Annotated in this window: 25 protein-coding genes and 1 pseudogene; 12 read left to right on the top strand and 14 right to left on the bottom strand. The window is 41.2% G+C overall.

Going from position 1 to position 26,416, the window contains the following annotated elements; translation table 11 throughout:
- Nucleotides 1-36 precede the first annotated feature (36 nt).
- The 4 genes from ribE (at nucleotide 37) to pgpA (ending at nucleotide 2,759) form a co-directional block, all read left to right on the top strand.
- Nucleotides 37-510 carry a 6,7-dimethyl-8-ribityllumazine synthase gene (gene ribE / locus ACPEH5_RS06610; protein WP_042846945.1) on the top strand — a complete coding sequence of 158 codons (474 nt, stop codon included), beginning with the start codon at nucleotides 37-39 and terminating at the stop codon, nucleotides 508-510.
- A gap of 126 nt (nucleotides 511-636) precedes the next feature.
- Nucleotides 637-1,053: a transcription antitermination factor NusB gene (gene nusB, locus ACPEH5_RS06605; protein ID WP_042846944.1), complete on the top strand. Its 417-nt coding sequence runs from the start codon at nucleotides 637-639 to the stop codon at nucleotides 1,051-1,053.
- A gap of 202 nt (nucleotides 1,054-1,255) precedes the next feature.
- Nucleotides 1,256-2,239 (top strand): thiamine-phosphate kinase, encoded by a 984-nt coding sequence (gene thiL, locus ACPEH5_RS06600; RefSeq protein ID WP_042846943.1) that lies wholly within the window; start codon nucleotides 1,256-1,258, stop codon nucleotides 2,237-2,239.
- 1 nt (nucleotide 2,240) lies between these two features.
- Nucleotides 2,241-2,759, top strand: coding sequence for a phosphatidylglycerophosphatase A (gene pgpA / locus ACPEH5_RS06595; RefSeq protein WP_042846942.1), 519 nt, complete (start codon nucleotides 2,241-2,243; stop codon nucleotides 2,757-2,759).
- 165 nt (nucleotides 2,760-2,924) lie between these two features.
- On the opposite strand, the gene ACPEH5_RS06590 is transcribed toward pgpA, so the two are convergent.
- The 5 genes from ACPEH5_RS06590 to fixA form a co-directional block, all read right to left on the bottom strand.
- On the bottom strand, nucleotides 2,925-4,250 hold the full coding sequence (locus ACPEH5_RS06590) for an MFS transporter (protein WP_129466863.1): 1,326 nt from the start codon (nucleotides 4,248-4,250) through the stop codon (nucleotides 2,925-2,927).
- A gap of 77 nt (nucleotides 4,251-4,327) precedes the next feature.
- Nucleotides 4,328-4,615: a ferredoxin-like protein FixX gene (gene fixX, locus ACPEH5_RS06585; protein WP_217008456.1), complete on the bottom strand. Its 288-nt coding sequence runs from the start codon at nucleotides 4,613-4,615 to the stop codon at nucleotides 4,328-4,330.
- A complete protein-coding gene (gene fixC / locus ACPEH5_RS06580; protein ID WP_042846939.1) occupies nucleotides 4,612-5,898 on the bottom strand; it encodes an FAD-dependent oxidoreductase FixC in 1,287 nt (428 codons plus the stop codon). Before fixC ends, fixX begins: the two co-directional genes overlap by 4 nt.
- A gap of 52 nt (nucleotides 5,899-5,950) precedes the next feature.
- Nucleotides 5,951-6,892: an FAD-binding protein gene (locus ACPEH5_RS06575; RefSeq protein WP_281110692.1), complete on the bottom strand. Its 942-nt coding sequence runs from the start codon at nucleotides 6,890-6,892 to the stop codon at nucleotides 5,951-5,953.
- A gap of 11 nt (nucleotides 6,893-6,903) precedes the next feature.
- Entirely contained in the window at nucleotides 6,904-7,674 is a 771-nt protein-coding gene (gene fixA / locus ACPEH5_RS06570; protein WP_281110691.1) for a putative electron transfer flavoprotein FixA, read from the bottom strand.
- Between the two features lie 504 nt (nucleotides 7,675-8,178).
- Here fixA and caiT point away from each other — a divergent pair.
- The 6 genes and pseudogenes from caiT (at nucleotide 8,179) to caiE (ending at nucleotide 15,276) form a co-directional block, all read left to right on the top strand.
- Nucleotides 8,179-9,696, top strand: a complete 1,518-nt coding sequence (gene caiT / locus ACPEH5_RS06565) for an L-carnitine/gamma-butyrobetaine antiporter (protein ID WP_071547710.1) — start codon at nucleotides 8,179-8,181, stop codon at nucleotides 9,694-9,696.
- Nucleotides 9,697-9,730: 34 nt separating this feature from the next.
- Nucleotides 9,731-10,873 (top strand): crotonobetainyl-CoA dehydrogenase, encoded by a 1,143-nt coding sequence (gene caiA / locus ACPEH5_RS06560; RefSeq protein WP_042846935.1) that lies wholly within the window; start codon nucleotides 9,731-9,733, stop codon nucleotides 10,871-10,873.
- Between the two features lie 63 nt (nucleotides 10,874-10,936).
- A complete protein-coding gene (gene caiB / locus ACPEH5_RS06555) occupies nucleotides 10,937-12,157 on the top strand; it encodes an L-carnitine CoA-transferase (RefSeq protein WP_042846934.1) in 1,221 nt (406 codons plus the stop codon).
- 70 nt (nucleotides 12,158-12,227) lie between these two features.
- Nucleotides 12,228-13,787, top strand: a complete 1,560-nt coding sequence (gene caiC / locus ACPEH5_RS06550; RefSeq protein ID WP_042847027.1) for a crotonobetaine/carnitine-CoA ligase — start codon at nucleotides 12,228-12,230, stop codon at nucleotides 13,785-13,787.
- 87 nt (nucleotides 13,788-13,874) lie between these two features.
- Nucleotides 13,875-14,660, top strand: a complete 786-nt coding sequence (gene caiD, locus ACPEH5_RS06545) for a crotonobetainyl-CoA hydratase (RefSeq protein WP_129466860.1) — start codon at nucleotides 13,875-13,877, stop codon at nucleotides 14,658-14,660.
- A 23-nt stretch (nucleotides 14,661-14,683) separates the two neighbouring features.
- A pseudogene (gene caiE / locus ACPEH5_RS06540) lies at nucleotides 14,684-15,276 on the top strand (carnitine operon protein CaiE).
- 98 nt (nucleotides 15,277-15,374) lie between these two features.
- On the opposite strand, the gene ACPEH5_RS06535 reads toward caiE, so the two are convergent.
- The 5 genes from ACPEH5_RS06535 to xseB form a co-directional block, all read right to left on the bottom strand.
- On the bottom strand, nucleotides 15,375-15,581 hold the full coding sequence (locus tag ACPEH5_RS06535; RefSeq protein ID WP_281110690.1) for a hypothetical protein: 207 nt from the start codon (nucleotides 15,579-15,581) through the stop codon (nucleotides 15,375-15,377).
- A gap of 355 nt (nucleotides 15,582-15,936) precedes the next feature.
- Nucleotides 15,937-16,329 carry a carnitine metabolism transcriptional regulator CaiF gene (gene caiF / locus ACPEH5_RS06530; RefSeq protein WP_042846931.1) on the bottom strand — a complete coding sequence of 131 codons (393 nt, stop codon included), beginning with the start codon at nucleotides 16,327-16,329 and terminating at the stop codon, nucleotides 15,937-15,939.
- 614 nt (nucleotides 16,330-16,943) lie between these two features.
- The gene (dxs, locus tag ACPEH5_RS06525) at nucleotides 16,944-18,809 is read right to left on the bottom strand and encodes a 1-deoxy-D-xylulose-5-phosphate synthase (protein ID WP_166685959.1); all 1,866 of its coding nucleotides are present in this window, start codon (nucleotides 18,807-18,809) and stop codon (nucleotides 16,944-16,946) included.
- A 252-nt stretch (nucleotides 18,810-19,061) separates the two neighbouring features.
- Entirely contained in the window at nucleotides 19,062-19,979 is a 918-nt protein-coding gene (gene ispA / locus ACPEH5_RS06520) for a (2E,6E)-farnesyl diphosphate synthase (protein WP_187550661.1), read from the bottom strand.
- A 3-nt stretch (nucleotides 19,980-19,982) separates the two neighbouring features.
- Nucleotides 19,983-20,234 (bottom strand): exodeoxyribonuclease VII small subunit, encoded by a 252-nt coding sequence (gene xseB, locus ACPEH5_RS06515; protein ID WP_042846928.1) that lies wholly within the window; start codon nucleotides 20,232-20,234, stop codon nucleotides 19,983-19,985.
- A 219-nt stretch (nucleotides 20,235-20,453) separates the two neighbouring features.
- On the opposite strand from xseB, the gene thiI reads away from it, so the two are divergent.
- Nucleotides 20,454-21,905 (top strand): tRNA uracil 4-sulfurtransferase ThiI, encoded by a 1,452-nt coding sequence (gene thiI / locus ACPEH5_RS06510; protein WP_042846927.1) that lies wholly within the window; start codon nucleotides 20,454-20,456, stop codon nucleotides 21,903-21,905.
- 69 nt (nucleotides 21,906-21,974) lie between these two features.
- On the opposite strand, the gene ACPEH5_RS06505 is transcribed toward thiI, so the two are convergent.
- The 3 genes from ACPEH5_RS06505 to panE form a co-directional block, all read right to left on the bottom strand.
- Nucleotides 21,975-22,118, bottom strand: coding sequence for a Hok/Gef family protein (locus ACPEH5_RS06505; protein WP_004914564.1), 144 nt, complete (start codon nucleotides 22,116-22,118; stop codon nucleotides 21,975-21,977).
- 267 nt (nucleotides 22,119-22,385) lie between these two features.
- Complete coding sequence (gene yajL / locus ACPEH5_RS06500) at nucleotides 22,386-22,979, bottom strand: protein deglycase YajL (RefSeq protein ID WP_042846926.1); 594 nt, start codon at nucleotides 22,977-22,979, stop codon at nucleotides 22,386-22,388.
- Nucleotides 22,942-23,853, bottom strand: a complete 912-nt coding sequence (gene panE, locus ACPEH5_RS06495; RefSeq protein ID WP_206227204.1) for a 2-dehydropantoate 2-reductase — start codon at nucleotides 23,851-23,853, stop codon at nucleotides 22,942-22,944. The genes yajL and panE overlap by 38 nt, the downstream gene beginning before the upstream one ends.
- 189 nt (nucleotides 23,854-24,042) lie before the next feature.
- Here panE and ACPEH5_RS06490 point away from each other — a divergent pair, with 189 nt between their 5' ends.
- Nucleotides 24,043-24,534, top strand: coding sequence for a YajQ family cyclic di-GMP-binding protein (locus ACPEH5_RS06490; protein WP_042846924.1), 492 nt, complete (start codon nucleotides 24,043-24,045; stop codon nucleotides 24,532-24,534).
- A 61-nt stretch (nucleotides 24,535-24,595) separates the two neighbouring features.
- Here the strand turns inward: ACPEH5_RS06490 and ACPEH5_RS06485 are convergent, their stop codons facing one another.
- Nucleotides 24,596-25,960, bottom strand: coding sequence for an MFS transporter (locus ACPEH5_RS06485; RefSeq protein WP_042846923.1), 1,365 nt, complete (start codon nucleotides 25,958-25,960; stop codon nucleotides 24,596-24,598).
- Nucleotides 25,961-26,416: the final 456 nt, after the last annotated feature.

Genomic DNA, 26,416 nt, shown 5'->3' with positions numbered 1-26,416 from the left:
CGCCCCGCGGGTTATAATTAATATTAGAGGAAGGCTATGGACGTAATTAAAGGTGTTGTTGCTGCGCCACAAGCGCGTATTGCTATCGCTATCGCTCGTTTTAACAACTTTATTAATGATAGTCTGCTGGATGGCGCTGTTGATGCGTTAGAACGTATTGGTCAAGTTTCGAATGACAACATTACCATTGTTTGGGTTCCAGGTGCCTATGAACTACCGTTAACGGCAAAAGCGCTGGTTGAAACAAAAAAATATGATGCCGTTATTGCATTAGGTACTGTTATTCGTGGTGGTACAGCTCACTTTGAATATGTCGCTGGTGAATGCAGCTCAGGCTTATCTCATGTCGCAATGAATAGCGAAGTGCCCGTTACTTTTGGTGTGTTAACCACTGAAAATATCGAGCAAGCCATTGAACGAGCAGGGACTAAAGCTGGTAATAAAGGTGCTGAAGCTGCACTGACTGCATTAGAAATGATCAATGTAATTAAAGCCATTAAAGGCAAGTAATACACATTTTACTTCGGGCTATAGACTGTAGTGAAGTTAACTAATACCACTGAGTGTATTGATTAGCTTAGTTTTTTATATGCCCGAATAATTTTGTGTATCGTTTTTTATTTTAAGGGGAATCTTGTGAAACCTGCTGCTCGTCGCCGCGCTCGTGAGTGTGCTGTTCAAGCCATTTATTCATGGCAATTATCTGGCAATCCAATTGCCGAAGTCGAATATGAGTTTATTGCTGATCAGGACATGTCAGACGTTGACGTAAAATATTTTCGTGAACTGTTATCTGGTGTTGCTACTAATGCAGCTAAACTTGATCAACTAATGGCGCCTTATTTATCTCGTCAGCTCGAAGAGTTAGGGCAGGTAGAAAAAGCGATTTTGCGCGTTTCAATGTTTGAATTGAGCTTCCGTGAAGATGTTCCTTACAAAGTGGCAATCAATGAAGGTATTGAGCTTGCTAAAGTGTTCGGTGCGGAAGATAGCCATAAATTTGTTAATGGTGTATTGGATAAAGCTGCACCAGTAGTTCGTCGCAAAAAATAAAAAATCAGGGTTCCCTCCTGTAACACTACAGTAGTAAATAGGTAGGCTGGGTTCCAGTCTACCTTTGTATTTATATATTCGTGGTACTCTAAGTTTCAGGTATATTGATTCAGCTAGTTATTTGCCACTTGTATTATTAAGAGCATAAATTATTTGTTTTATTTAAAACGAAAATAGTTATAGCGAAAACGGAAAATCTACCATGTCCTATGGCGAATTTGACCTCATCGCACGTTATTTTAACCGTCAAACAACGAACCGACGTGATGTAAATATCGGTATTGGAGATGACTGTGCGTTGATGACCATCCCAGAAAAACAGCAACTTGCTGTGAGTACTGACACCCTTGTTTCTGGTGTGCATTTCCTCCCTACGATTTCACCTGCTGACCTAGCCTATAAATCATTAGCATCTAATTTAAGTGACCTTGCAGCAATGGGGGCAGACCCCGCATGGGTATCTTTAGCTATTACATTACCTTGCGTTGATTGTGATTGGTTGCAATCATTTAGTGATAGCTTATTTGAGCAATTAAATTATTACGGGATGCAGCTAATTGGCGGTGATACCACTCGTGGTCCAATGAGCCTGACTTATACTGTCCATGGGTTAGTACCACAGGGTAAAGCATTGTCTCGGGCTGGTGCACGTAATGGGGATTGGATTTATGTGACAGGGACATTAGGGGATAGCGCAGCAGGTCTTGCTATTTTACAAGATAGGCTGAATATCAAAAATACCGCGCATAAAGAATGGCTAATTATGCGTCATTTACGTCCACAGCCACGTATTTTACAAGGTCAAGCCCTTAGGAACTTAGCGTCTTCTGCGATTGATATTTCAGACGGTCTAGTCTCTGATCTTAATCATATTTTGAAGGCTAGTGGCTGTGGCGCTCGAATTAATTTGGATGCACTGCCGCAGTCAGAGGCCTTAGTACAGAACTGTAGCGTTGAGCAAAGCCGTTTATGGTCCCTGAGTGGTGGAGAAGACTACGAGTTATGCTTTACTGTACCGGAAATTAATCGCGGGGCATTAGAAATGGCTTTAGCTCATACAGGGTCTGGTTTTACTTGTATTGGGCAAATTAAGCCGCAATCTGAAGGGATCAGCTACTTTTGCAATAACCAAGAAGTTGATGTAAACCTAAAAGGTTTCGATCATTTTGTTTCGGAAGGTGCGTAGCATGGCAAGTTGCCAAGAAAAAGCAGAAGCAAAAAAACGGCTGAATATGCGTAACCCTTGGCATTTGCTAGCAACGGGGTTTGGCAGCGGTTTATCGCCAATTGTACCTGGGACTATGGGGTCCCTTGCGGCAATACCTTTTTGGTTATTGATGGCAAATATGCCAGTGTGGAGCATATGGGTGCTCATTGTGGCGGGCTTTTGGATTGGCTGTCTAATTTGCCAACGTACCTCTGATGATATGAAAATTCATGACCACGGTAGCATCGTGTGGGATGAGTTTATCGGGATGTGGATTACCTTAATGGCAATCCCAGTGGTCGATTATGAATGGGTCATTACCGCATTCTTTATTTTCCGCATTTATGATATGTGGAAGCCATGGCCAATACGTATTTTTGACCGAAAGGTCAGCGGCGGTTTTGGTATCATGATTGATGATATTATTGCGGCGATATTTGCTTATGTGACAATTTGGTTGTTGGTTTGGTATGACATTATGCCATTCTCAACCAATTAAATACGCGTCATATTTCAAATTGTAGGGGTGTTGGCTTCGCTTATTCGCCCTAGTCACATACTGGTGTATGCTCCTAGGGTCTTATTCGCTTGCCGCCTACCTACAATCTGAACTATTTAGCGTATTGGATGTGATTGCTTATCGTAGTAACTTCTTTTACTTCTTTTACTTCTTTTTGCGCCGAATACCCATCACTGAGGTTTGTGCTAGGGTTAATCCTTTGGTTTCTGGCGCAAATAGAATTGAGACAACTAGCCCAAGTAAAGAAACCCCTGCCCCCATCAATACCACCGTGCTAACACCGTATTTTGTGATAAAAATCGGTAGTGCCCATGTGGAAAAAATGGTTCCGATACGGCTGATGGACATAATGACCCCAACAGCGGATGCGCGAATATCTGTTGGAAATAACTCATTAGGGTAGAGCCACTGTAAAATCCCTGGGCCCCCAGAGAAGAATGCATAAATACCAAACATGATAATGACGAGGCAGATACCAAGGTTAGAAAATAACCCGAGTATAGTTAGCGCTGCAGTCATTAGGGCAAAGCTACCAATTAGCAGTGGTCGTCTTCCCATTTTATTTAGCCAGTACATCGCTGGTAAGCAACCTAACATAAAAAATAAGCTAATAACTACGTTGCCTAAAGCCGCATTTTTACCTTGATCCCAACCTAATTGCCCAACAATTTGTGGGCCAAAAGTATAGATGGCAAACATTGGGATCACTTGGCAGGTCCAAATAATCGCAGTAAATAATACGAAAGAAAAATGTCGTTTATTAAACAGTTGATGAAAATGTGTTTTTTTCGCTTCCTCAGCTTCAAAAACCACAGGTTGGCCAAACAGTTTTTCCATCATTTTTTCACATTCTTGAATACGTCCTTTGCGGATTAACCAAAGAGGCGATTCAGGTAGATCAAAACGGCCAATTAAAATAACGATACATGGAATGACGGCACTGCCTAGCATCCAGCGCCAACCATCTTGAACATCATAAAGCATATAGCCAACAAGATTGGCACAAGTTGCGCCAACGTACCACATGGCTGCAATAAACCCGACCGCAAACGCACGCTGTTTGGTATTGGAAAATTCGGTGATCATCGAGGTTGCGATGGGATAATCAGCACCAATGACAATGCCAATTAAAAAACGCATTATTAGTAGTTCTAAAGGGGTTGAAACAAACATAGTTGCAACAGAGATTGCCCCTATAGCCACTATATCGATTAAGAACATTTTGCGGCGACCGACTTGGTCGCAAATGTAGCCAAACAGTGAGGTACCAATGAATAAACCCGCAAGCGTTGCGGCACCTAGTAAGCCAATCCATTCACTGTTTAAACTTAATATTGGAGTGAGTTGCTCTAAAGCGACGCCGATCAGGACTAAAACATAACCGTCCAGAAAAGGCCCACCACTCCCCCAGAGCATGATCCGCCGATGAACGGAAGAAAATTGGACATCGTCAAAACTTCTTGGTTTCATTGTGCATCCCAGTGTCAGCGCAAATATGCGCTTAAAAACCCTAAAAGTTAATGGCTTTTAGGGTTATGCTAATTAAATTAGCCGTAACGAAATTCAATGCCGAATGTGCCGCGTGGGTATTCCCATTTTTCTAATGCACCATCTAAGCCTAGGATACGGCAGGTTCCGCATTCAAGGCAGCCGGCATAATCAAAACGTACGGAGCCATCTTCTTGTTTTTTATATAAGCCAGCAGGGCAGGCTTTGGTTAATATTTCGAGCACTTTCATATCCGGGTGCTCTTTGATAACAATATGTGGATTTTCTTCATCGACATTAAATTTATTAATGCCTAACTTGACATCAACATTGACTGGATCACTCATATTGCCCTCACTCCTTTAATTCCATCCTTGATTAAATTGATGAAGCCGACTTTTTTTGCCTCTTGTAGCATAGTCTTACGCAGTGGCACAGGTGCTTCATCTGAAATAGTGAAGAGTTTTTTAGCAATACCGACAGCCATTTCTGGATAAGCGGAAAACATGCGTGGGTTATCTAAAAACTCAGGCATTTTTTGGTACATTTTCATATCACGAAGAGGGCCTTCGTTGAGTAATTTGAGGTACTCACTGAGTCCTTGTTTACTAAAGTCCTCTTTTTTCATAGCGTTAATTACTGCATTTGCCGCGGCTTCACCCGAAGCAACGGCTAAGTCCATTCCGCGGATGGTAAAGCCTAAATTCATACACATCCCAGCTGCATCCCCTGCGATTAGCACACCATCACGGACCAACTCTGATTGCATTTTCAAGCCCGCTTCTGGGACAACGTGAGCGGCATATTCAATCATTTTGCCCCCTTCAATTAATGGGGCGACCGCTGGGTGGTGTTTAAAATCTTCGAGCATTTGTGGAACCGATTTTTTGGCATCTTTAATATGATGTAAGCCACAAACTAAACCTAAAGAAATAGTATCTTCATTGGTATAAAGGAAGCCTCCCCCCATTAAGCCATCGGTAGGAGCCCCCGCAAATAGCCATGCAACCCCTTCTTTTTCCTTAAGATTAAATCGGTTAGCTAAAATATCTTTTGGCAATTCAATTAATTCTTTTACCCCAACAGCGACATGCTCAGCATTCACTCGTTTGGTCATTCCTAGTTGTTCAGCCAGTATGGAGTTCACACCATCAGCGAGGATCACCACTTTGGCTTCTAGCACATCACCATCGGCTTCAACACCTACAACTTTGCCATCCCGTTCCACTAACTTATCAACGCGAATACCTGTAATACATTGTGCGCCGGCATTTTCAGCTTGTTCGACTAACCACGGGTCAAGCTTGCCTCTCAGCACTGACCAAGAGGTTTCTTCTGGGGGTTGCTCTGCTCCATTTTGGAAATCGACTGTTACTGCACCTGTTTCTGTCATAAATGACAGCTTTTCACGCGTGATCATACGTTCAATAGGGGCATTTTGGGTAAATTCAGGAATGATACGCTCTAAGCTATGAGCATACATGCGGCCACCAGTGACGTTTTTACCGCCTGCGTAGTTTCCCCTTTCGATTAGGAGAACTTGCGCACCTTCACGGGCAAGCACCAATGCAGCCACTGAACCAGCTAGACCCGCGCCTACAATGATTGCATCAAATATATCATCGGACATAGTTTCTCCAAAGGTCACTGAAACAGTGAGGAAAACCCCACTGCTATTGAATTTATTTAGCCAGTTGTTGCGTTAAAACCGGTAAAATTTTGAACAGGTCGCCAACGATCCCATAGTCTGCAAATTGGAAAATAGGGGCGTTTTTGTCTTTATTAATGGCGACGATAGTTTGTGCGCCGTTTGCGCCAACCATATGCTGAATTTGACCAGAAATTCCTACTGCGAGATATAACTCAGGTTTCAGCATCAGGTTGGAAATACCAACGTAGCGCTCATGCTCCATCCATTTTTCGTTTTCAGCGACAGGGCGAGAACAGGCAATTTCAGCGCCGATGGTATCAGCGAGTTTTTTCGCGATAGCGATATTTTTTTGGCTTCCAATCCCCCGACCTACACTGACCACTAGACGTGCTTTATCTAGTTCAACGGAGTTACCTGCTTTTTTCTGAATCGAGGTACGTACAATAGATTGTTTTGGTTCGACCCATGGTGCAGTTTGAGCAGTACCGCTGAGTGATGCATTATTTTGCGCAGCTTCAAACGTGCCGGTGGTGAGTGTAGCGACTGAAAATGAACTGTTTAAGGTTTCTTGGCCAAAGGCTAACCCACCATAAACCATATGTTTTATTACAGGTTTTCCTGATTCTACTGTCACAGTTGCCGCATCGTTAGACACAGCAGCTTGCAGTCTTGCACCTAAGCGTGCAGCCAGTAATTTACCTCTACGGGTATTAGGTAGCAGTAATAGCCCGTTATCGCCATGCTGTTTAATTGTCGTGACAATGGTATCAGCATAGTCTTCGATGATACGGTCGTCAGGCTTACCAGACAGTTGAAAAACGTGGGTTGCGCCAAGTTGAAAGGCTTGTGAGCTTTGTGCGTCATCTAACGTTAATACATTGACTTGTTCGCCGAGAGTGAGGGCCCCACCGATAAGTTCAGGTAAACGGGAAGTCATATCACTAAATACCCAAACGGTTGATAATTTGCTCATAACTCCTCCGATTAAATGATTTTTCTTAAATGTTCAGCAAATTGTGCAATTTGCTCTTCGCCATCACCTTCAATGATGATGCGTTGACGAACTTTTTGCTTAGGTGCCGCGATAGATTGTGCGGATAATGCTGTAACGTTATCCAAGCCAATATCGGTTATTGCCCAAGCTTGAACGGGTTTTTTAGCGGCACCTAAAATGGCTTTCATTGATGGGATGACAGGGACATTAATATCGGAGGTCACTGCGATAATGGCAGGTAACGAAATGGACAATGTTTCAATTTCATCTTCTAATTCGCGTTCTACAATGAGCGTATCCGGTGTGATGGAGACAATTTTCTTTATGCCATTGATAGCGTGAACTTGCAGGGTTTCACCCATTAAGATACTAACTTGTTGAGCGTTTAAGTCTGCGGAACCATCACCACAGATAATTAAATCAAAACCAACTTTTTGAGCCGCAGAACTTAAGGCAAGTGCAGTTTGATGTGGTAAGGCGTGTTCGAGTTTATCGTCAATAACGACAACAAGTTCATCTGGACCACGAGATAATACATCTTTACGTGCTTTCATATTGGTTAGTGCTTTACCACCAACACTTAACGCAATAACTTTACTATCTGCTTGTTGCGCTTTAATTTGGTTAGCTGCTTCAATCGCATTTAAATCATATTGACTAATTTTGGTATCTGCACGTGAAAAATCTAAAGAACCATCTGAGCTATTTACAATAATATCTTGTTCATCGGGAACAGATTTATAGCATGTAATAATATTCATTACATCTCCTAAAATATAATTAATAAATATGATCCGTTTTTGTTTCGGATTATATAATTATCATGAACTGGATATTTAAAAATAAAACCTAAGTCACCAATATTGAAAACCTTGAATTAAAGTCGGTTTAAATATTCATACTGATACACTACTCACCAATACTGTAAAAATCATCAACTTATCAATGTAATGTTCAATATTGTTATGCTAATCACCAATACTGAAGGTATTTAATAACATTAATATTACAAGATAATTTATCTATATGTATTTATTGATTATTTTAATTATTAAAGCGTCAGATATTAGTAACAAATATTTATCACGAATAATATTGTGACCTTAATAACAGAATTGTTAATGGGGACTCGACATGATTTGAATAGTGATTGGATTAATACTTAATTAAATTTATTGAGTTTAGTAATAAATAAGTGAGATGAGGTGTTGAGACTAATATCTATTTAAAAGCTTATATATTAAATAATAAATTGGGATCGAACTATGAGCAAAGAAAATAAAAAGGGTGGAATAGAACCAAAAGTTTTTTTTCCGCCATTGATCATTGTTGGACTATTGTGTTGGTTAACCGTCCGTGACCTTGATGCTTCTAACGAAGTTATCAATCAAGTATTCAGCTATGTCACTAATGTATGGGGCTGGGCATTTGAGTGGTACATGGTGATAATGTTTGGTGGCTGGTTTTGGTTAATATTGGGTCCTTACGCCAAAAAGCGTTTGGGGGATGAAAAACCTGAATTTAGCCGCGCGAGCTGGATTTTTATGATGTTCGCCTCCTGTACCTCTGCTGCGGTACTATTTTGGGGTTCTATTGAAATCTATTATTACGTCTCTGCACCTCCTTTTGGTTTTGAAGCCTATTCAACAGAGGCCAAAAATATTGGGCTTGCATACAGTTTATTCCACTGGGGACCACTACCATGGGCAACCTATAGTTTCTTATCTGTTGCATTCGGTTATTTTTTCTTTGTTCGCAAAATGGATGTTATCCGCCCAAGTAGCACCCTTGTCCCATTAGTGGGTCAAAAACATGTAAATGGCTGGTTCGGTACCATCGTTGATAATTTTTACTTGGTCGCTTTGATATTAGCCATGGGGACCAGCTTAGGGTTAGCTACACCACTCGTTACTGAGTGTATTCAATACTTATTTGGTATTCCTCATACCTTACAACTTGATGCCATCATTATCTTCTGCTGGATCATCCTAAATGCAATCTGCGTGGCTTTTGGTTTGCAAAAAGGGGTGAAAATTGCCAGTGACGTCCGTAGTTACTTGAGTTTCTTGATGCTGGGATGGGTATTTATTGTTGGCGGCGCCAGCTTCATTGTGAACTATTTCACCGATTCTATCGGGGTTTTAATGATGTATATGCCACGCATGCTGTTTTATACAGATGCAGTGGGTAAAGGCGGTTTCCCACAAGGTTGGACCGTATTCTATTGGGCGTGGTGGGTAATCTATGCCATCCAAATGTGTATTTTCCTCGCCCGTATCTCTAAAGGCCGTACTGTCCGTGAGCTGTGTATCGGCATGGTAGCAGGCTTGACGGCAGGGACAACGTTAATTTGGACCATCCTAGGCAGTAATACATTACAACTCGTTGACCAAAATATTATTAACATTCCAAAGCTGATTGAAGAATTCGGCGTTGCACGCGCCATTATTGAAACATGGGCAGCCTTACCTTTGAGCACTGCAACAATTTGGGGCTTCTTCATCCTCTGCTTTATCGCCACCGTCACACTCATCAACGCTTGTTCATACACTCTCGCTATGTCGACTTGTCGCGCAGTGAAAGATGGCGATGAGCCACCGTTATTGGTGCGTATCGGTTGGTCTGTTTTAGTCGGTGTTATCGGTATCGTATTACTGGCTCTAGGCGGATTGAAACCGATTCAAACAGCGATAATTGCCGGAGGATGCCCACTTTTTTTCGTCAACATTATGGTAACGCTCTCCTTTATTAAAGATGCAAAAGTGCATTGGAAAAATGATTAATTTATTCAGAAACAACATTTAAGAGGTTATTAATATGGATTTTAGATTGAATGATGAGCAGGAGCTGTTTGTCGCAGGGATCCGTGAGCTGATGGCCAGTGAAAACTGGGAAAGCTATTTTGCACAATGCGACCGCGACAGTATGTATCCTGAACGTTTTGTTAAAGCCTTGGCGGACATGGAAATTGATAACCTGTTGATCCCAGAAGAGCATGGCGGTTTAAACGCTGGGTTTATTACAGTCGCTGCGGTATGGATGGAGCTGGGTCGCCTTGGCGCACCAACGTATGTGTTGTACCAATTACCGGGGGGGTTTAATACCGTACTCAGAGAAGGGACCCAAGAACAAATTGATAAAATTATGGCATTTCGCGGTACAGGTAAACAAATGTGGAATTCTGCGATTACGGAGCCCGGCGCGGGTTCTGATGTAGGGAGTTTACAAACAACTTACCAACGCCGTAATGGCAAAGTTTATCTCAATGGTAGCAAATGTTTTATCACCAGTAGTGCTTACACACCATACATTGTGGTGATGAGTCGTGATGCAGATTCTCCTGATAAACCTGTTTTCACCGAGTGGTTTTTAGATATGAGCAAACCCGGTATCAAGGTCAATAAACTTGAGAAACTGGGCCTACGTATGGATAGCTGCTGCGAAATTACCTTTGATAACGTTGAACTGGATGAAAAAGATATGTTTGGCCGTGAAGGTAACGGCTTTAACCGTGTGAAAGAAGAGTTTGACCATGAGCGTTTCTTAGTCGCATTGACTAACTATGGAACTGCAATGTGTGCATTTGAAGATGCAGCCCGTTACGCCAATCAACGTGTTCAGTTTGGTGAAGCAATTGGCCGTTATCAATTAATTCAAGAAAAATTTGCACATATGGCGATCAAGCTCAATTCAATGCGTAACATGTTATATGAAACTGCTTGGAAGAGTGACAACGGATTGATTACCTCAGGTGATGCAGCAATGTGTAAATACTTCTGTGCGAATGCGGCATTTGAAGTCGTAGACTCTGCGATGCAGGTACTGGGTGGTGTAGGTATTGCTGGTGAGCATCGAATCGCACGTTTCTGGCGTGACTTGCGTGTAGACCGTGTATCTGGTGGTTCAGATGAAATGCAAATACTGACATTAGGCCGCAGTGTACTGAAACAGTACCGCTAATAGCTGAATGTTTATTGGTTGGCTTTTTAAGAAGGCCAGCCAAATTTAACAGGAGATTAGAACATGGCAGAGCATTTACCAATGCCAGAATTTGGCCCATTAGCAGGGGTCAGAGTGGTGTTTTCAGGGATTGAAATAGCCGGTCCATTTGCAGGGCAAATGTTTGCAGAATGGGGCGCGGAAGTGATTTGGATAGAGAACGTAGCTTGGGCAGACACTATCCGTGTTCAACCCAATTACCCACAGCTATCAAGGCGTAATTTACGCGCATTATCATTGAATATCTTTAAGGATGAAGGGCGTGAGGCATTTCTAAAATTAATGGAAACAACTGATATATTCATTGAGGCGAGTAAAGGACCTGCATTTGCCCGTAGAGGGATCACCGATGAAGTACTTTGGCAACATAACCCAAAACTGGTTATCGCCCATTTATCAGGCTTTGGGCAATACGGTGACCCTCAATACACTAACCTAGCTGCCTACAATACTATTGCACAGGCTTTTAGTGGTTATCTTATCCAAAATGGTGATAAAGACCAGCCAATGCCAGCCTTTCCTTATACTGCTGATTATTTTTCAGGCATGACAGCTACAACAGCGGCTCTAGCTGCATTGTATAAAGCCCGTGAAACGGGGAAAGGGGAAAGTATTGATATTGCCATGTATGAAGTCATGCTACGAATGGGGCAATACTTCATGATGGATTACTTCAATGGTGGTGAAATCTGCCCGCGGATGACCAAGGGGAAAGACCCCTATTACGCAGGTTGCGGCCTTTATAGTTGTAATGATGGCTATATTGTGATGGAAATCGTCGGTATCACACAAATCCAAGAAATATTTAAAGATATTGGCCTTGCTCATCTTCTTGGTACACCAGAAATACCGGAAGGCACACAGCTTATTCATCGTATTGAGTGCCCCTATGGGCCTTTAATGGAAGAAAAACTTGATGAATGGTTAGGTGCTCGCTCAATTGATGAGGTGCTAGCGAGATTAGCCGAACTCAACATTGCAAGCGCCAAAGTTTTAACTATTCCTGAATTAGAAACCAACCCACAATATCTGGCTCGTGAGTCGATCACCAGTTGGCAGACTATGGATGGAAAAACCTGTCGAGGCCCAAATGTGATGCCAAAATTCAAAAATAATCCAGGGCAAATTTGGCGTGGTATGCCATCACATGGCATGGATACGACAGAGATACTAAAAAATATTGGATATAGCGAAATTGATATTCGGGGGTTAGTCGACAAAGGATTAGCCAAAATAGTTGATTAATTGAATGGGTAGTCAGGTCAATTAATCCAACTGGCCTGATATTCATTAGGGAAATGATGGGAAACAATTAATGGATGTAATCGGTAAACAAAATTTGCGCCAAATGTGGGATGACCTAGCGTTGACCCATCGGGATAATAAGGCGCTTATCTTTGAATCCTGCGATGGAAATATTCGTGAATTCAGTTATATAGAAATGAATCAGCAAATTAATCGCACAGCAAATCTCTTTTTAGATTATGGAATACAAAAAGGGGATAAGGTTGCTTTACATTTAGATAATTGCCCAGAGTTTTTCTTTTGCTGGTTTGGCTTGGCGAAAATTGGGGCGATTATGGTCCCAGTTAACGCACGCTATAAATACCATGAAGCCGCTTGGATTATGCAAAACTGCCAACCTCGTATGGTGGTCACTTGTGCGTCTTTTTTAGATATTTATCAACGTGTACTTGATGATAAAAGTACCAGCCTTGAGCACATTTTTTTAATTTCAGATATGTCGTTTAAACCGCAGGAAGGCATTTCAAACTTTTTGCTTGAACAAGCACAAAAACCGACAGAGTTAACCCAACTTATTGAGCTTAGTGTGGGTGATACTGCGGAAATTTTATTTACCTCAGGTACCACTTCCAAACCGAAAGGGGTGGTTATTACCCATTACAACTTACGCTTTGCGGGTTATTACTCTTCTTGGCAGAACACGTTACGTTCCGACGATATTTACCTTACGGTAATGCCAGTCTTTCATATCGATTGCCAATGTACAGCATCGATGGCGGCATTTTCAGTGGGTGCAACATTTGTCTTACTTGAGAGATACAGCGCGAGACGTTTCTGGCAGCAAGTTGTGAGGCACCAAGCCACTGTTGTTGAGCTGATCCCCATGATGATCCGTACGCTTTTAAGCCAGCCGCTGGCGGATAATGAAAAAGACCATTGCTTACGTGAAGCCATGTTTTACCTCAACTTGAGTGATGAGGAAAAAGAGCAGTTTATGGCTCGATTTGCTGTGAAAAGTTTTCTGACTTCTTATGGCATGACGGAAACTATTGTGGGGCTAATTGGGGATAGACCTGGTGATATCCGCCGTTGGCCATCCATTGGTCGTCCTGGTTTTTGCTATAAAGCGCAAATTAGGGATAAAACCAATCAACCTGTTGCCACTGGGGTGATTGGTGAGCTTTGTGTGAAGGGAGAACGAGGTAAAACTTTATTTAAAGAGTATTACAACAACCCTGAAGCCACAGAAAAAACATTTGATGAGCAAAATTGGATGCACACAGGCGACTATGCATACCAAGATGAAGATGGATTTTTCTATTTTGTGGACAGAAGCATCAATATGATCAAACGAGGCGGTGAGAACGTCTCATGTAGTGAAATTGAAAATATTATTGCTTCACATCCTTTGATTGTTGACGTGGCGGTGATTGGTGTTGCTGATGAGATCCGTGATGAAGCGATTAAAGCCTTTATTGTGTTAGAAGAGGGTGAAACATTAACTCAGGAAGAGTTTTTCGCTTTTTGTGAAAAGCAAATGGCGAAATTTAAAGTGCCATCATGGGTTGAGGTACGTAAGGATTTACCGCGTAACTGTTCTGGAAAAGTGCTGAAAAAACATCTGCAATAATCGAATAACTCTATTAATTACGCGAACGTTTTGGCTGCAACTTTCTGTAGGCAAAATGGTAGCGCATGATGACTAAAGGATTGCACTATGAGCGAATCATTAAAAATTACCCGTAATGGCTCCATTTTGGAAATCGTACTTGATAGACCTAAAGCAAATGCGATAGATGCAAAAACCAGTTTTAAAATGGGGGAAGTTTTCCTTAATTTCCGCGATGATCCTTCGCTGCGTGTCGCCATTATAACAGGAGCAGGAGAGCGATTTTTCTCTGCGGGTTGGGACTTAAAATCTGCGGCAGAAGGTGAAGCACCTGATGCCGACTTTGGTCCCGGTGGCTTCGCCGGACTCACTGAAATTTTCAATTTAAACAAACCAGTGATTGCTGCTGTTAATGGTTATGCGTTTGGTGGAGGCTTTGAACTAGCTTTAGCGGCAGATATGATCATTTGCTCTGAAAATGCCAGTTTTGCCTTACCAGAGGCCCAACTTGGTATTGTGCCTGATAGCGGCGGTGTCTTGCGTTTACCTAAAATCTTACCAGCACCGATCGTGAATGAAATGGTGATGACGGGAAGGCGTATGGATGCTCAGGAAGCATTACGCTGGGGGATCGCTAATGAAGTAGTACCAATGGAAAGTTTAATGGAAAAAGCACGTGAACTCGCAGAAAAAATCACTCAAAGTGCACCACTTGCGGTTGCGGCCTTGAAAGAAATTTTTCGCGCAACCGGAGAGCTTACTGTTGAAGAGGGTTATAAGCTTATGCGCAGCGGTGTGCTGACAAACTACCCCGCGGTTTTACACTCCGAAGATGCAACAGAAGGTCCTCTGGCGTTTGCCGAAAAACGTTCACCAAGTTGGAAAGGGCGCTAGTTCATTTAGCAAAGAGGTGAATTTTGAGTTTTTACGCTTTTGAAGGGGTGATCCCAGTTGTTCACCCTACCGCATATGTACACCCATCAGCGACGGTGATTGGTGATGTGATTATCGGTGAAGGGGTATTTGTTGGGCCTAACGCTTCTTTACGTGGAGACTATGGCCGTTTGATCATAGAAAAAGGCGCCAATATTCAGGATTGTTGCATTATGCATGGTTATAGCGATGTCGAAACCATTGTCCACGAGTGTGGGCATATAGGCCACGGAGCTATTTTGCATGGATGTATTATTGGTCGTGATGCATTAGTGGGAATGAACAGTGTGATTATGGATGGAGCCCTGGTTGGTGAACAAAGTATTGTTGCGGCGATGAGCTTTGTTAAAGCTGGGTTTCAAGGCGAACCTCGCCAATTACTGGTTGGCAGCCTGCACGTTTTGCTCGTCATATTCGTGAGGAGGAATTGCATTGGAAGCAGCTCAATACGAAAGAATATCAAGACTTAGCCATTCGATACCGACAAGGATTACATGAAACGTTACCCTTGATAGAAATAGAGTTGAATAGGCCAAGGCTCATGGGGACAACGGATGTCAAACCTAAAGGCCAGTAATTAATCTTTGAACGCCCAGTTAAAAGCTGGGCGTTTTCATTATCGACAGTGATTATTATGAAAAAATGAGGTTAGTTATTTTTTTGCTGTTCAGCTTTTTAAAACCACTCTATTGCCTTAACATAGTCTTGCTTGGAGCCAGAACTGTTGAAATACATGATCGCGAGTTGATTTTGAGCCTCAATATTGCCTTGTTCTGCTAATATTTTTGTTTGCTCAAAGTTATCATTATTTAACTCTGGGTTTGAATATGCATGGCTTGCCGTTATTAACAATAGCGCGATTAGAAATAATTTATTTTTCATATTAATTATAGGTGATAAATAGCGTCCATTTTCTGCTATGAAAGTTAAGTTTTCTTAGCAACCTTTTAACCTAAACCAATATTCAGTAAATATTTCTCCTCTTGGATAGGCAATACTATACAGGCTTATTTTTCCCATAGATGGCTATCATGCCATAAATAATATATTTTTAGAATTATAAAGCTAGCTTTGCATCTCATTTGTTGAGTTGTATAAGTTATTGAAAGTATATGAAGAAAATTAATTTATTGATTTTCGGCTGATAATACAAAGCGGGAAAAATACGCTTTTATCCCGCTTTGTCGACAGCCTTAACGCAGACTTGAGCCCGTGTTTTTTTGATGTGATCATTATGTTAACGGCGTTGTGCCTTTGATAGCATCCATTGCCATTTTTGCTCTCGATTTAATTCACTCGGTGGCATAGATGCCGCTTTCACTGGAGAATCAATAGTGACTTTTTCAGATTGGTGGTTTCTAAGACGTGCATAAAGTTGATTATCAATTTTTGTAACCTTAATCAGCCTTTGGCACTGACAGCCACGACCCGATAATTTATTCGGGATCATTTTAACTTCACATTGAATTTCAGCTACGTCAGATAAAATATAAGAAACAATATTAACCGCATTAGGGTGAGGGATATCAAAATTATTAGATATTTCTCTGGCGGTGATCCAGCGCCCTTGTTTCATTACCCAGTTAGCAATGGATAAATACAAAGGTTCATTAATATATTGTCCACACATAAGCGCTCCCAAATATATTTATTAAAATTGGCTAAATAAAGAGAAACTATATGCAAATTGTAGTTGGAATGCGTTTATTTGTTTCCTGGTTTTTAAATTAAGAAAACAAAATAATTAAATATTAAAGCCTGGTTAAAATTGTTAAAATCATATAGTCGTTATTATTCAGTGTTACGCTTTGAAATATAATAGGAAAAGCTTTATTGCATAATGCAATGAAAAACCAATATAAGTCAGAGCTTAAGTTACACTGTCATACAGTGACATAGTTCATATTAATGGATTTAAAAATAATTTGCATGTTTTTATTTTCAAAATTTACATTCAAGATAAATATTTTGTATATATTCTGTTTTAGAGTGAATAGAATAAATATCATTGTATATAAGTTTATTATGTTTGGTTTTTTTATTTATTATTATGATATAAAAATATAGTTAAGATGTAAAAGCAGGGTTTAAAAGTGTTTTTTTTAAAAGTTGCATTGGAAATGAAATAATAGAGTTAAAGTTAACACTCTATTACTGTGTATATAAAAAGAAAATGAGAGTGATTAACTTTGTTATTTAAAAAGGCATTACATTATCATGGTAATGCCTTTTTTCGTTAACCTATTACTTGGCTAAGTAGGTATTAATTGACTTAATAATACCCGTTGCATCTAACCCGAGCTCAGCGATAAGTTCCTCTTGGCTACCTTGAGAAATAAAATAGTCTGGTAAACCAAGGTTTAAAACAGGAATGATTCTTTTTTCCTGCATTAGGAACTCATTCACACCACTACCCGCACCACCCTTAATTGCATTTTCTTCGAGTGTAACGAGCACATCATGGCTGCTTGCCACCTCAAGGATTAGGGCTTCATCTAATGGTTTAACAAAGCGCATATCAACCACAGTCGCATTTAATTGCTCAGCGGCTTCTAATGCATGACTAAGTAACGTACCAAAACACAAAATAGCAACTTTTTCCCCTTGGCGACGGATAACTCCTTTACCAATTTCTAGTGGAGCTAAAGGCTGTAGCTGTGCACCTGTCCCCGTGCCTCGCGGGTAACGAATAGCACTTGGGCCATCTTGGTAATGGTAGCCAGTATGTAGCATTTGGCGGCATTCGTTTTCATCACTTGGTGCCATGATCACCATAGTAGGGATACAGCGTAGGAATGAAATATCAAATGAACCTTGGTGGGTTTGGCCATCAGCGCCAACAATGCCGGCTCGGTCAATAGCAAACATCACCGGTACTTTTTGGATAGCCACGTCATGGATGACTTGGTCATAACCCCGTTGTAAGAAGGTCGAATAGATAGCGACGATGGGTTTATAGCCCCCAATAGCAAGACCAGCTGCAAAGGTGACAGCATGTTGCTCTGCGATCGCGACATCGAAGTATTGATCAGGGAATTCTTTAGAAAACCGAACCATACCAGAGCCTTCGCGCATAGCTGGCGTAATTGCCATTAGCTTGTCATCATCTTTGGCTTCTTCGCACAGCCAATCCCCAAAGATTTTAGAGAATGTCGGTCCCGTCTCTTTGCTTTTGGGTAAAGTGAATGTGCTTGGGTCAAATTTTGGTACTGCGTGCCAACTGATCGGGTCCTTTTCGGCAGGTTCATAACCACGACCTTTTTTAGTCATGATATGTAAAAACTGTGGGCCTTTTAAATCACGCATGTTTTTTAAGGTTTGAACTAAGGCGACGACGTCATGTCCATCAACAGGGCCAATATAGTTAAAGCCTAATTCTTCAAACATGGTACCGGGAACAACCATACCTTTGATATGTTCTTCGGTCTTTTTCAGCAATTCTTTGATTGGCGGTAAGTTAGAGAAAACTTTTTTCCCACCTTCACGTAATGTGGTGTATAGCTTGCCAGAAAGCAGGTGAGCCAAATGGTTATTTAACGCGCCAACATTTTCGGAGATAGACATTTCATTATCATTTAAGATAACAAGCATATCGGGTGCGGCGTCCCCTGCGTGGTTCATGGCTTCGAATGCCATCCCTGCGGTGATAGCTCCATCACCAATCACACAGACGGTTTTACGGTTTTGCTTTTCTTTTTCTGCCGCAATAGCCATTCCTAAACCCGCACTAATCGATGTGGATGAATGGCCAACACTTAAAATGTCATATTCACTTTCTTCACGCCATGGAAAAGGGTGTAAACCATTTTTTTGACGAATAGTATCAATACGGTCACGACGACCCGTTAAAATTTTATGTGGGTAGGCTTGGTGACCGACATCCCAAACAAGGTTATCAAACGGGGTTTTGTAGACGTAATGTAATGCGACGGTAAGCTCAACTGCACCGAGACCAGAAGCAAAGTGACCACTAGAACGGCCAACGCTACTCAGCAAAAACTGTCTGAGTTCATCACACAGCTTAGGCAAACTTTCTTTGGGCAACAGACGAAGCTCATCTGGTGTCTCTGCCAATGCTAGCGTTGGATATTTAGCGATATCAATACTCATTAGGTACTCACTTATAATTAATAAAAAACCCACATATTGAATACTCGGTACTGAAACAGTTATCTAAGTATTGCGGTGCGTAAATTTATCTACGCATATTGTGGGTGATCCTCATTGATTGCCTTTCTATAACTCGCTTAGTGTAAGCAATAGTCTGTCTGTTTTTTGAGTTATAGAATGTTCTGAAGATTCATCAAGGTAATAAATGCCGTAATTATCGACCTTCTTGTTGCCAAAAGGCAAAGCATATTGTCAGTTTTTACGCTCAATAATGAAATTAGCTAAAGCGCTTAGCATTTCTATATTATACCCATATGACTGGATCGTCTCTAAAGCGCTTATTGCATCATGATATAGCTCACGTGCTTTTTGTTGAGCCGCTTCAAGGCCGAGTAAAGATGGGTAAGTGCTTTTTTCGTGCTCAGCATCAGTCCCTTGGCGCTTACCTGTTACCGTGCTGTCCCCGATAACATCTAGGATATCGTCCTGAACTTGAAAGGCAAGCCCGATGGACTGTGCGTATTTATCTAAAACAGGTAGTAATTGATGCCCTTTTTCGCCAGCGGCATAAGCACCAAGGCGAATAGCTGCACGAATGAGTGCACCAGTTTTATGCAGATGAATACGTTCTAAGGATTCAAGGTCGACGTATTTCCCTTCGGCGTCTAAATCCAGAGCCTGCCCACCACACATCCCAGCAAGGCCACTTGCATAGGATAGCTCGGCTATCATTGCGATACGGTCTTTATCAGCGACATCTGGCATTGGGGCACAAGCAAGTAATTGAAAGGCCAGCGTTTGTAATGCATCTCCCGCCAAGACAGCATTACCCTCACCATATTTTATATGGCAGGTTGGTTGACCTCTGCGTAAATCATCGTCATCCATAGCGGGCAGGTCGTCATGAATTAATGAATAGGCATGGATGCACTCGACAGCGGCAGCTGGTGCATCAAGGTTTTCTTGGTTCACACCAAGCATAGAGCCTACCGCATAAGTTAAAAATGGGCGTAAACGTTTCCCGCCTAATAACGTGCCATATCGCATTGCTCGTGCAAGAGGAAGGTTTGCAAAAGGCATCGCATTTAGGGCATCTAAAAGGTATTGATTGACTCTGTCATAGGTTTGTTTTTGTTGCAGCGTGAAGCTATCTAAATGTTGTTCAGACATAATTTATTCAGTATCAGGTGAAAAATCGGCAAGAGGTTTATTTTCGTCATCACTGAGCAATATTTGTACACGCTGCTCAGCTTGTTGCAGTACTTTTTGACCTTGTTTGGCAATTTGAACGCCACGTTCAAACTCATTCAGAGCGTCTTCTAGAGGGAGGTCACCGGATTCAAGACGAGCGACGATTTGCTCTAGCTCTTGAAGCGAGTTTTCAAAACTAACAGGTGCAACTTGCTGAGATTTTTCTTTAGCCATATTCTTTAGCCACTAATGTTAAATTAGTTAATTCGGGGAATGTTAAATATTTAGCAGACTAACGTAGTCTTGCCATGGTTACAATTTATTATTGGTGTTTTTAGATTCAGTCCGCAAGATAGTGTTATAATACGCCTCTTTATTGACAATTGGTAACCTATACGTGTGTCCTTGTTAAGACACGTTCGTTTGCCCCACAACCATGAACATGCAGCTATTATGAAGTTTATCATTAAGTTATTCCCAGAAATTACCATCAAAAGCCAAACTGTTAGGCTACGTTTCATTAAAATTCTGACTAGCAATATCCGTAACGTGCTAAAACCTCTTGGCGAAGAAATTTCGGTTGTCCGTAATTGGGATAATATTGAAGTGCGTGTGAAAGGGGAAACGAAGCACGACGAAATTTGTGACATGTTAGGTCGTATTCCCGGTATCCACCATATCCTTGAAGTGGAAGAAAAACCGTTTACTAGCCTGCACCATATTTATGAAATGACCCATGAATCTTATGGTGCGTCTCTCGAAAACAAAACTTTTTGTGTTCGGGTGAAACGCCGCGGTAAGCACGAATTTTCATCGATTGAAGCTGAGCGTTACATTGGTGGTGGTTTAAACCAACATATTCCTTCGGCTAAAGTTAAGCTCAAAGACCCAGATACAACCGTGCATTTGGAAATTGAAGATGACAAACTGATTTTAGTTAAATCACGTATTGAAGGTATTGGCGGGTTTCCTATAGGGACGCAAGAAGATGTTTTATCGCTAATTTCCGGTGGGTTTGACTCTGGTGTTTCTAGCTATATGTTGATGCGCCGTGGTTGCCGTGTTCATTACTGCTTTTTTAATTTAGGTGGTGCGGCACATGAAATTGGGGTGAAGCAAATTGCACATTATCTATGGAACCGTTTTGGTAGCTCCCATAAAGTGCGCTTTATTGCTGTAAACTTTGAGCCAGTTGTGGCTGAAATTTTAGAGAAAGTCGATGATGGCCAAATGGGCGTTGTACTTAAACGTATGATGGTGAGAGCTGCGTCTAAAGTTGCGGAGCGTTATGGTGTGCAGGCAATTGTTACGGGTGAAGCGCTTGGTCAAGTGTCTAGCCAAACTTTAACTAACTTGCGTCTTATTGATAATGCTTCTGATACTTTGGTGCTAAGGCCACTGATTTCTCATGACAAAGAACACATAATCAAATTAGCTCGGCAAATTGGGACTGAAGATTTTGCGAAAACCATGCCGGAATATTGTGGTGTGATTTCAAAAAGCCCAACAGTGAAAGCTGTTAAAGCACGAATTGAAGCAGAAGAGGCCAATTTTGATTTTGCTATTTTAGAGTCTGTTGTGGAGCAAGCGCAAAATATCGATATTCGACAAATTGCACAAGAAAGCCTTGAAAAAGTCCCTGAAATTGAAATGGTGAGTGAGCTTTCAATTGAAAATGAAGTGATTTTAGATATTCGTTCAATTGATGAATTTGAAGACAAGCCACTGAATGTAGATGGAATGGAAGTTAAGCACATTCCATTCTATAAATTGAGTACGCAATTTGGTGACTTACCAAAAGATAAAACCTATTTATTATATTGTGACCGTGGGGTAATGAGCCGCTTGCAAGCACTATACCTAAAAGAGCAAGGTTATGAAAATATAAAGGTTTATCGCCCATAACTTAAAACAGGGTGCTTGTATCACCAACGCACAATTAGAGAGAAATGTGGGGGAAATTCCCCCACAAGACTAGTTATCGCAAGATAACGTCGCTTGAACCAGCGTGCTTCCGCTGCTGATACTGAAAGAGCATAGCCTTTCTTGCATTAACAATGAAAAACACAATACCGTAAGACACACGGTAACTAGCCCCAGAAGGGCAATTTTGGCCATTCCTCTTGACTCCTTTTCTAAAAGGAGACAGAATCAAATTGTGAGTTTGGAAACTGCCTCGGATTAAGATTAACATCTAAATTCGGGGCTTTCGTCTTTTTGGCTTTGGCAAATGCTTGAACCAAAATGATCCAAGCACCCACTATGATAATAGCAAAAAAGGGCTATAAACGAAGTCTTTTTACTGATGATTTTATTTGATAATCATTATTATTCAGTGGGTTAATGTTAGCTGATAACCTATTATGCGATGTTATAAATTTCCATTTAATCTTCTAAATAATCGTTGATCCCATTCGGCAAAACTAGCTGGCTGGCAACATTCCCTGCAATTTCACGACCAACTAAGAGTTCGATTAATTTTAAGGCGAAATCAAAAGATGTTGCGGGACCTTGGCTCGTTAGCAAATTAACTCGCTCATCAAAATAAACTCGGCGGTCAACCCATTTATTGGCTGAAATTTTATCTTTCATGGCAGGATAACCCGTCATATTGCCAAGTGGGAATAGTTGATGGTACTCCAATACAATGGCTGGCGCTGCACAAATAGCTGCGACAATTTTGCCATCAAGATGCATGCGGCGAACCTTTTCGACAACCAGAGGGCTATCACGGAAAGTCTCAGCGCCAGCAAGCCCTCCTGGAAGTACGATTGCGTCAAAAGGTTCATCTGCGACTTTAATTAATGGTGTGTCTGCGACAATTTTCATTCCTCTAGAAGCAGTAACCTGTAAGGAGCTATCCTCAGTTACACTGGCTAAAGTAACATTAATACCGGCTCTGACTAATAAATCTGCGCTAGTCACGGTTTCTATTTCTTCACTACCATGAGCGATGCAAATTAGAACGGAAATCGTCATATTGTTGTTCTCTATTTTTGACTAAATGATAAAGGCGGTCATTTTCAGGAGTATTAAGCCCATGAGCTCGCGCTTGTTTGATTAAAAAACCCGTAATGTAATCAATTTCGGTACGGCGGTTATTGCGCACATCTTGCAGCATAGAAGAATAGTTAGCCGAAGTATTATAAATAATGCTGTATATATACTCGGTTAGCTCTGATTTATCGGTATGTAGCCCTTCTGCTTCCATAACAGCGCAGATTTCATCTATGATTTGTGAAATTTGTTTCGGGTAATCAATTAGCTGCCCATTTTTACAGTCATATTCAACCGTAAGCGGGTTAATCACGCAGTTTGCGATAAGTTTGCGCCAACAGGTTGTTTGAATATGGTTATGCCAAGCGACGTCTGGTAAAGCTTCATGTAAAATATCTGCAATTGGGTAGTAAGCTTGTGCTTGTGAATTAATTGCACCGATATGCGTAATACCATGAGCGACATGGAATACTTGGTTATTTTTTTGCCAAGCAGCGTGTGTTGTGACACCCGCTAAAATTGGGTGGCGTATAGGGGCGAGTTCTTCGATTGTTCCCATTCCATTGTGGAGCAATAAAATTGGCGTATTCTCAGGGATATTACCGAGTAAGGGGAGTAGGGCATCGGAAACTTGCCATGCTTTTAAACACACGATAACAAGCTCACTTGTTTGCAGATGGTTAATATTATTGCAAGGAATAAGTTCTCGGAAAGTACGCCCACTGGGGTCATTAACATCGACAAATAAATCAGACTGAGCAACACGTAACCAACCTTGTGTTTCGTGCCCTTGCAAGGTTAGTGAGGAAAGCCACAATTTACCTATTGCACCACAACCAATTAGGGTTATTTTCATTGTTTCCCCTTTCATATCGGATCTCTAACGTCTTATAAGGTAAGGCGGAAGTGATTTTTTCTTAGTATATACTGTTAATACGTTGAGTTGTAGTAAACGAAATCTAGTGGTCCTTGATAACTTGAAGTAGGGGGAGCAAAGACGGTATTATGCGGGCAACCTAAAAAATAATTAGTCGAGGTTTTAGTTATGCCATCGTTTGATATTGTATCTGAAGTTGAAATGAATGAAGTGCGCAACGCAGTGGAAAATGCACAGCGTGAGCTAACAAGCCGTTGGGATTTCAAAAATGTTGAAGCCAGCTTTGAACTAAATGACAAAAATGAGTCAGTGAAAATCACCAGTGAGTCTGATTTCCAAGTACTTCAGTTAGTCGATATTTTAAGAGAAAAAATGGCAAAACGCGGTATTGATGGTGCGGTATTAAATGTACCAGATGATATTGTACATAGCGGGAAAACCTATAGTGTTGAAGTGACATTCAAACAAGGGATAGACGCTGCTATTGCTAAGAAGATAATAAAATTGATCAAAGACAGCAAGCTAAAAGTACAAGCGCAAATTCAAGGCGACCAAGTTCGTGTGACAGGTAAAGCTCGCGATGACTTACAATCGGTTATGGCGCTCGTGCGTGGTGGTAATTTAGGTCAACCTTTCCAGTTTAATAATTTTCGCGATTAATCATTGTGAAACTTACATGTTAAATAGTTAGCCCATTTATTATGGGCTAACTATTTATTGCTTATTGTGAGTTGATAATCGCTTCGAGTTGTTCCCTGTTAATAATCTTTCTATCAACTTTAACGTAAGCACTTAACTCTTCATCTACAACGAGCGCTTCCATGACTCCATTTTGTGCCTGTAATTTTTGCTCAAGAGCGCGACTATCTTCAATGTGTTTTGGTAATTCGATGCGAATACTGCTGACATAAGGCGGTTGTTGCATTGTTAAGCTAATAACAAACCAGATAACCGTTAAAATTAAGCCACCAATAAAGACAGTGCTTGCCCCTTCAAAATTGTATAACCACCCACCGACAATACCACCGATAGCGACACCTAAAAATTGGCTAGTGGAGTAAACACCCATTGCGGTTCCTTTGTAACCAGCGGGAGCTTCCTTACTAATCAGTGATGGTAAAATGGCTTCCATAATATTAAAGGCAATAAAAAACAGTTGGATACCTAAGAAAATAACCCATAAGTGATTACCTGAAAGCCATAATGTCACTTCAGCAGCAGCGAGCAGTACGATGCAAAATAGAAAGACTTGCTTCATCTTGCGGTATTTTTCAGCATAAATAATGAAAGGCAGTACTGTTACAAAGGCAATTAGCATGGTAACTAGGTAGGCTTTCCAATGATCGGGGGCTAAAAAACCAGCTTTTGTCATAATGAGTGGCAAGGCAACAAAACTCGACATTAACAAGGTATGTAAACATAAAATACCTATATTCAATTTCAGTAATTGTGGCTGAGCAAGAACGGTTTTTAAGTTACCTTGAACAAAGGCTGACTCACGGTTTAAAACATGGGTATTGGTGTCTGGAACAACAAAAATAGTGAGTGCGATAGCGCCGACAGCGAGAAGTGCGATCCCCCAGAATAGGCCATTTAACCCAATCATATGGGTAATAATAGGGCCCAAAACTAATGCGATGGCAAATGTTAAGCCAAAGCTAATGCCTAGAAATGCCATAGCCTTGGTTCGATTTTGTTCGCGGGTTAAGTCAGAAAGTAATGCCATTACAGCCGCAGAAATCGCCCCAGCTCCCTGAAGGGCCCGACCGATGATAATTCCCCAAATAGAATCACTTAATGCAGCAATAATGCTACCGAGAATAAAGATCACTAACCCAATAATAATGAGTGGCTTACGGCCTATTTTGTCTGACATTAAGCCAAAAGGAACTTGGAAAATGGCTTGGCTAAGGCCGTAAATACCGATAGCAACACCAACTAAAAATTCGCTAGCGCCCTGTAAATGCATCCCATAGCTGGTCAAAATGGGTAAAACCATAAACATTCCAAGCATGCGCAAGGAAAAAACAGAACCTAACCCCCAAGTGGATCTAAGCTCTGTGGATGTCATTTTATTATCATTCATTTTTATTCTTCATATTTCGTGCTGTAGCGGTGTTGGCTTCTCTCGGCTCCTTAGGTCACATACTGATGTATGCTCCCTAAGATATCCTCGTTTGCCGCCTTGCTACAACACGAACTATTTTGAATAAAAAAGTGATGTTGTAGCAAAATAATTTAAACCAAACTATCAGTATGTTAGCTGTAGCGGTGTTGGCTTTTCTCGGCTTCTTAGGTCACATACTGATGTATGCTCCCTAAGATATCCTCGTTTGCCGCCTTGCTACAACACGAACTATTTTGAATAAAAAAGTGATGTTGTAGCAAAATAATTTAAACCAAACTATCAGTATGTTAGCTGTAGCGGTGTTGGCTTTTCTCGGCTTCTTAGGTCACATACTGATGTATGCTCCCTAAGATATCCTCGTTTGCCGCCTTGCTACAACACGAACTATTTTGAATAAAAAAGTGATGTTGTAGC

It is taken from the genome of Providencia sp. NPDC089933 (assembly GCF_049545585.1).
In the GTDB taxonomy this organism is placed as follows: Bacteria; Pseudomonadota; Gammaproteobacteria; order Enterobacterales; family Enterobacteriaceae; genus Providencia; species Providencia huashanensis.
The sequence above is the reverse complement of the archived record's forward strand: the minus strand, read 5'-3'. Positions and strand labels throughout refer to the sequence as shown.

Bases quoted from the DNA above. Each gene is read 5' to 3' on its own strand.
- ribE (WP_042846945.1), top strand. From the start codon at position 37: ATGGACGTAATTAAAGGTGTTGTTGCTGCGCCACAAGCGCGTATTGCT.
- thiL (WP_042846943.1), top strand. From the start codon at position 1,256: ATGTCCTATGGCGAATTTGACCTCATCGCACGTTATTTTAACCGTCAA.
- pgpA (WP_042846942.1), top strand. From the start codon at position 2,241: ATGGCAAGTTGCCAAGAAAAAGCAGAAGCAAAAAAACGGCTGAATATG.
- ACPEH5_RS06590 (WP_129466863.1), bottom strand. From the start codon at position 4,250: ATGAAACCAAGAAGTTTTGACGATGTCCAATTTTCTTCCGTTCATCGG.
- fixX (WP_217008456.1), bottom strand. From the start codon at position 4,615: ATGAGTGATCCAGTCAATGTTGATGTCAAGTTAGGCATTAATAAATTT.
- fixC (WP_042846939.1), bottom strand. From the start codon at position 5,898: ATGTCCGATGATATATTTGATGCAATCATTGTAGGCGCGGGTCTAGCT.
- ACPEH5_RS06575 (WP_281110692.1), bottom strand. From the start codon at position 6,892: ATGAGCAAATTATCAACCGTTTGGGTATTTAGTGATATGACTTCCCGT.
- fixA (WP_281110691.1), bottom strand. From the start codon at position 7,674: ATGAATATTATTACATGCTATAAATCTGTTCCCGATGAACAAGATATT.
- caiT (WP_071547710.1), top strand. From the start codon at position 8,179: ATGAGCAAAGAAAATAAAAAGGGTGGAATAGAACCAAAAGTTTTTTTT.
- caiA (WP_042846935.1), top strand. From the start codon at position 9,731: ATGGATTTTAGATTGAATGATGAGCAGGAGCTGTTTGTCGCAGGGATC.
- caiB (WP_042846934.1), top strand. From the start codon at position 10,937: ATGGCAGAGCATTTACCAATGCCAGAATTTGGCCCATTAGCAGGGGTC.
- caiC (WP_042847027.1), top strand. From the start codon at position 12,228: ATGGATGTAATCGGTAAACAAAATTTGCGCCAAATGTGGGATGACCTA.
- caiD (WP_129466860.1), top strand. From the start codon at position 13,875: ATGAGCGAATCATTAAAAATTACCCGTAATGGCTCCATTTTGGAAATC.
- ACPEH5_RS06535 (WP_281110690.1), bottom strand. From the start codon at position 15,581: ATGAAAAATAAATTATTTCTAATCGCGCTATTGTTAATAACGGCAAGC.
- caiF (WP_042846931.1), bottom strand. From the start codon at position 16,329: ATGTGTGGACAATATATTAATGAACCTTTGTATTTATCCATTGCTAAC.
- dxs (WP_166685959.1), bottom strand. From the start codon at position 18,809: ATGAGTATTGATATCGCTAAATATCCAACGCTAGCATTGGCAGAGACA.
- ispA (WP_187550661.1), bottom strand. From the start codon at position 19,979: ATGTCTGAACAACATTTAGATAGCTTCACGCTGCAACAAAAACAAACC.
- xseB (WP_042846928.1), bottom strand. From the start codon at position 20,234: ATGGCTAAAGAAAAATCTCAGCAAGTTGCACCTGTTAGTTTTGAAAAC.
- thiI (WP_042846927.1), top strand. From the start codon at position 20,454: ATGAAGTTTATCATTAAGTTATTCCCAGAAATTACCATCAAAAGCCAA.
- ACPEH5_RS06505 (WP_004914564.1), bottom strand. From the start codon at position 22,118: ATGGCCAAAATTGCCCTTCTGGGGCTAGTTACCGTGTGTCTTACGGTA.
- yajL (WP_042846926.1), bottom strand. From the start codon at position 22,979: ATGACGATTTCCGTTCTAATTTGCATCGCTCATGGTAGTGAAGAAATA.
- panE (WP_206227204.1), bottom strand. From the start codon at position 23,853: ATGAAAATAACCCTAATTGGTTGTGGTGCAATAGGTAAATTGTGGCTT.
- ACPEH5_RS06490 (WP_042846924.1), top strand. From the start codon at position 24,043: ATGCCATCGTTTGATATTGTATCTGAAGTTGAAATGAATGAAGTGCGC.
- ACPEH5_RS06485 (WP_042846923.1), bottom strand. From the start codon at position 25,960: ATGAATGATAATAAAATGACATCCACAGAGCTTAGATCCACTTGGGGG.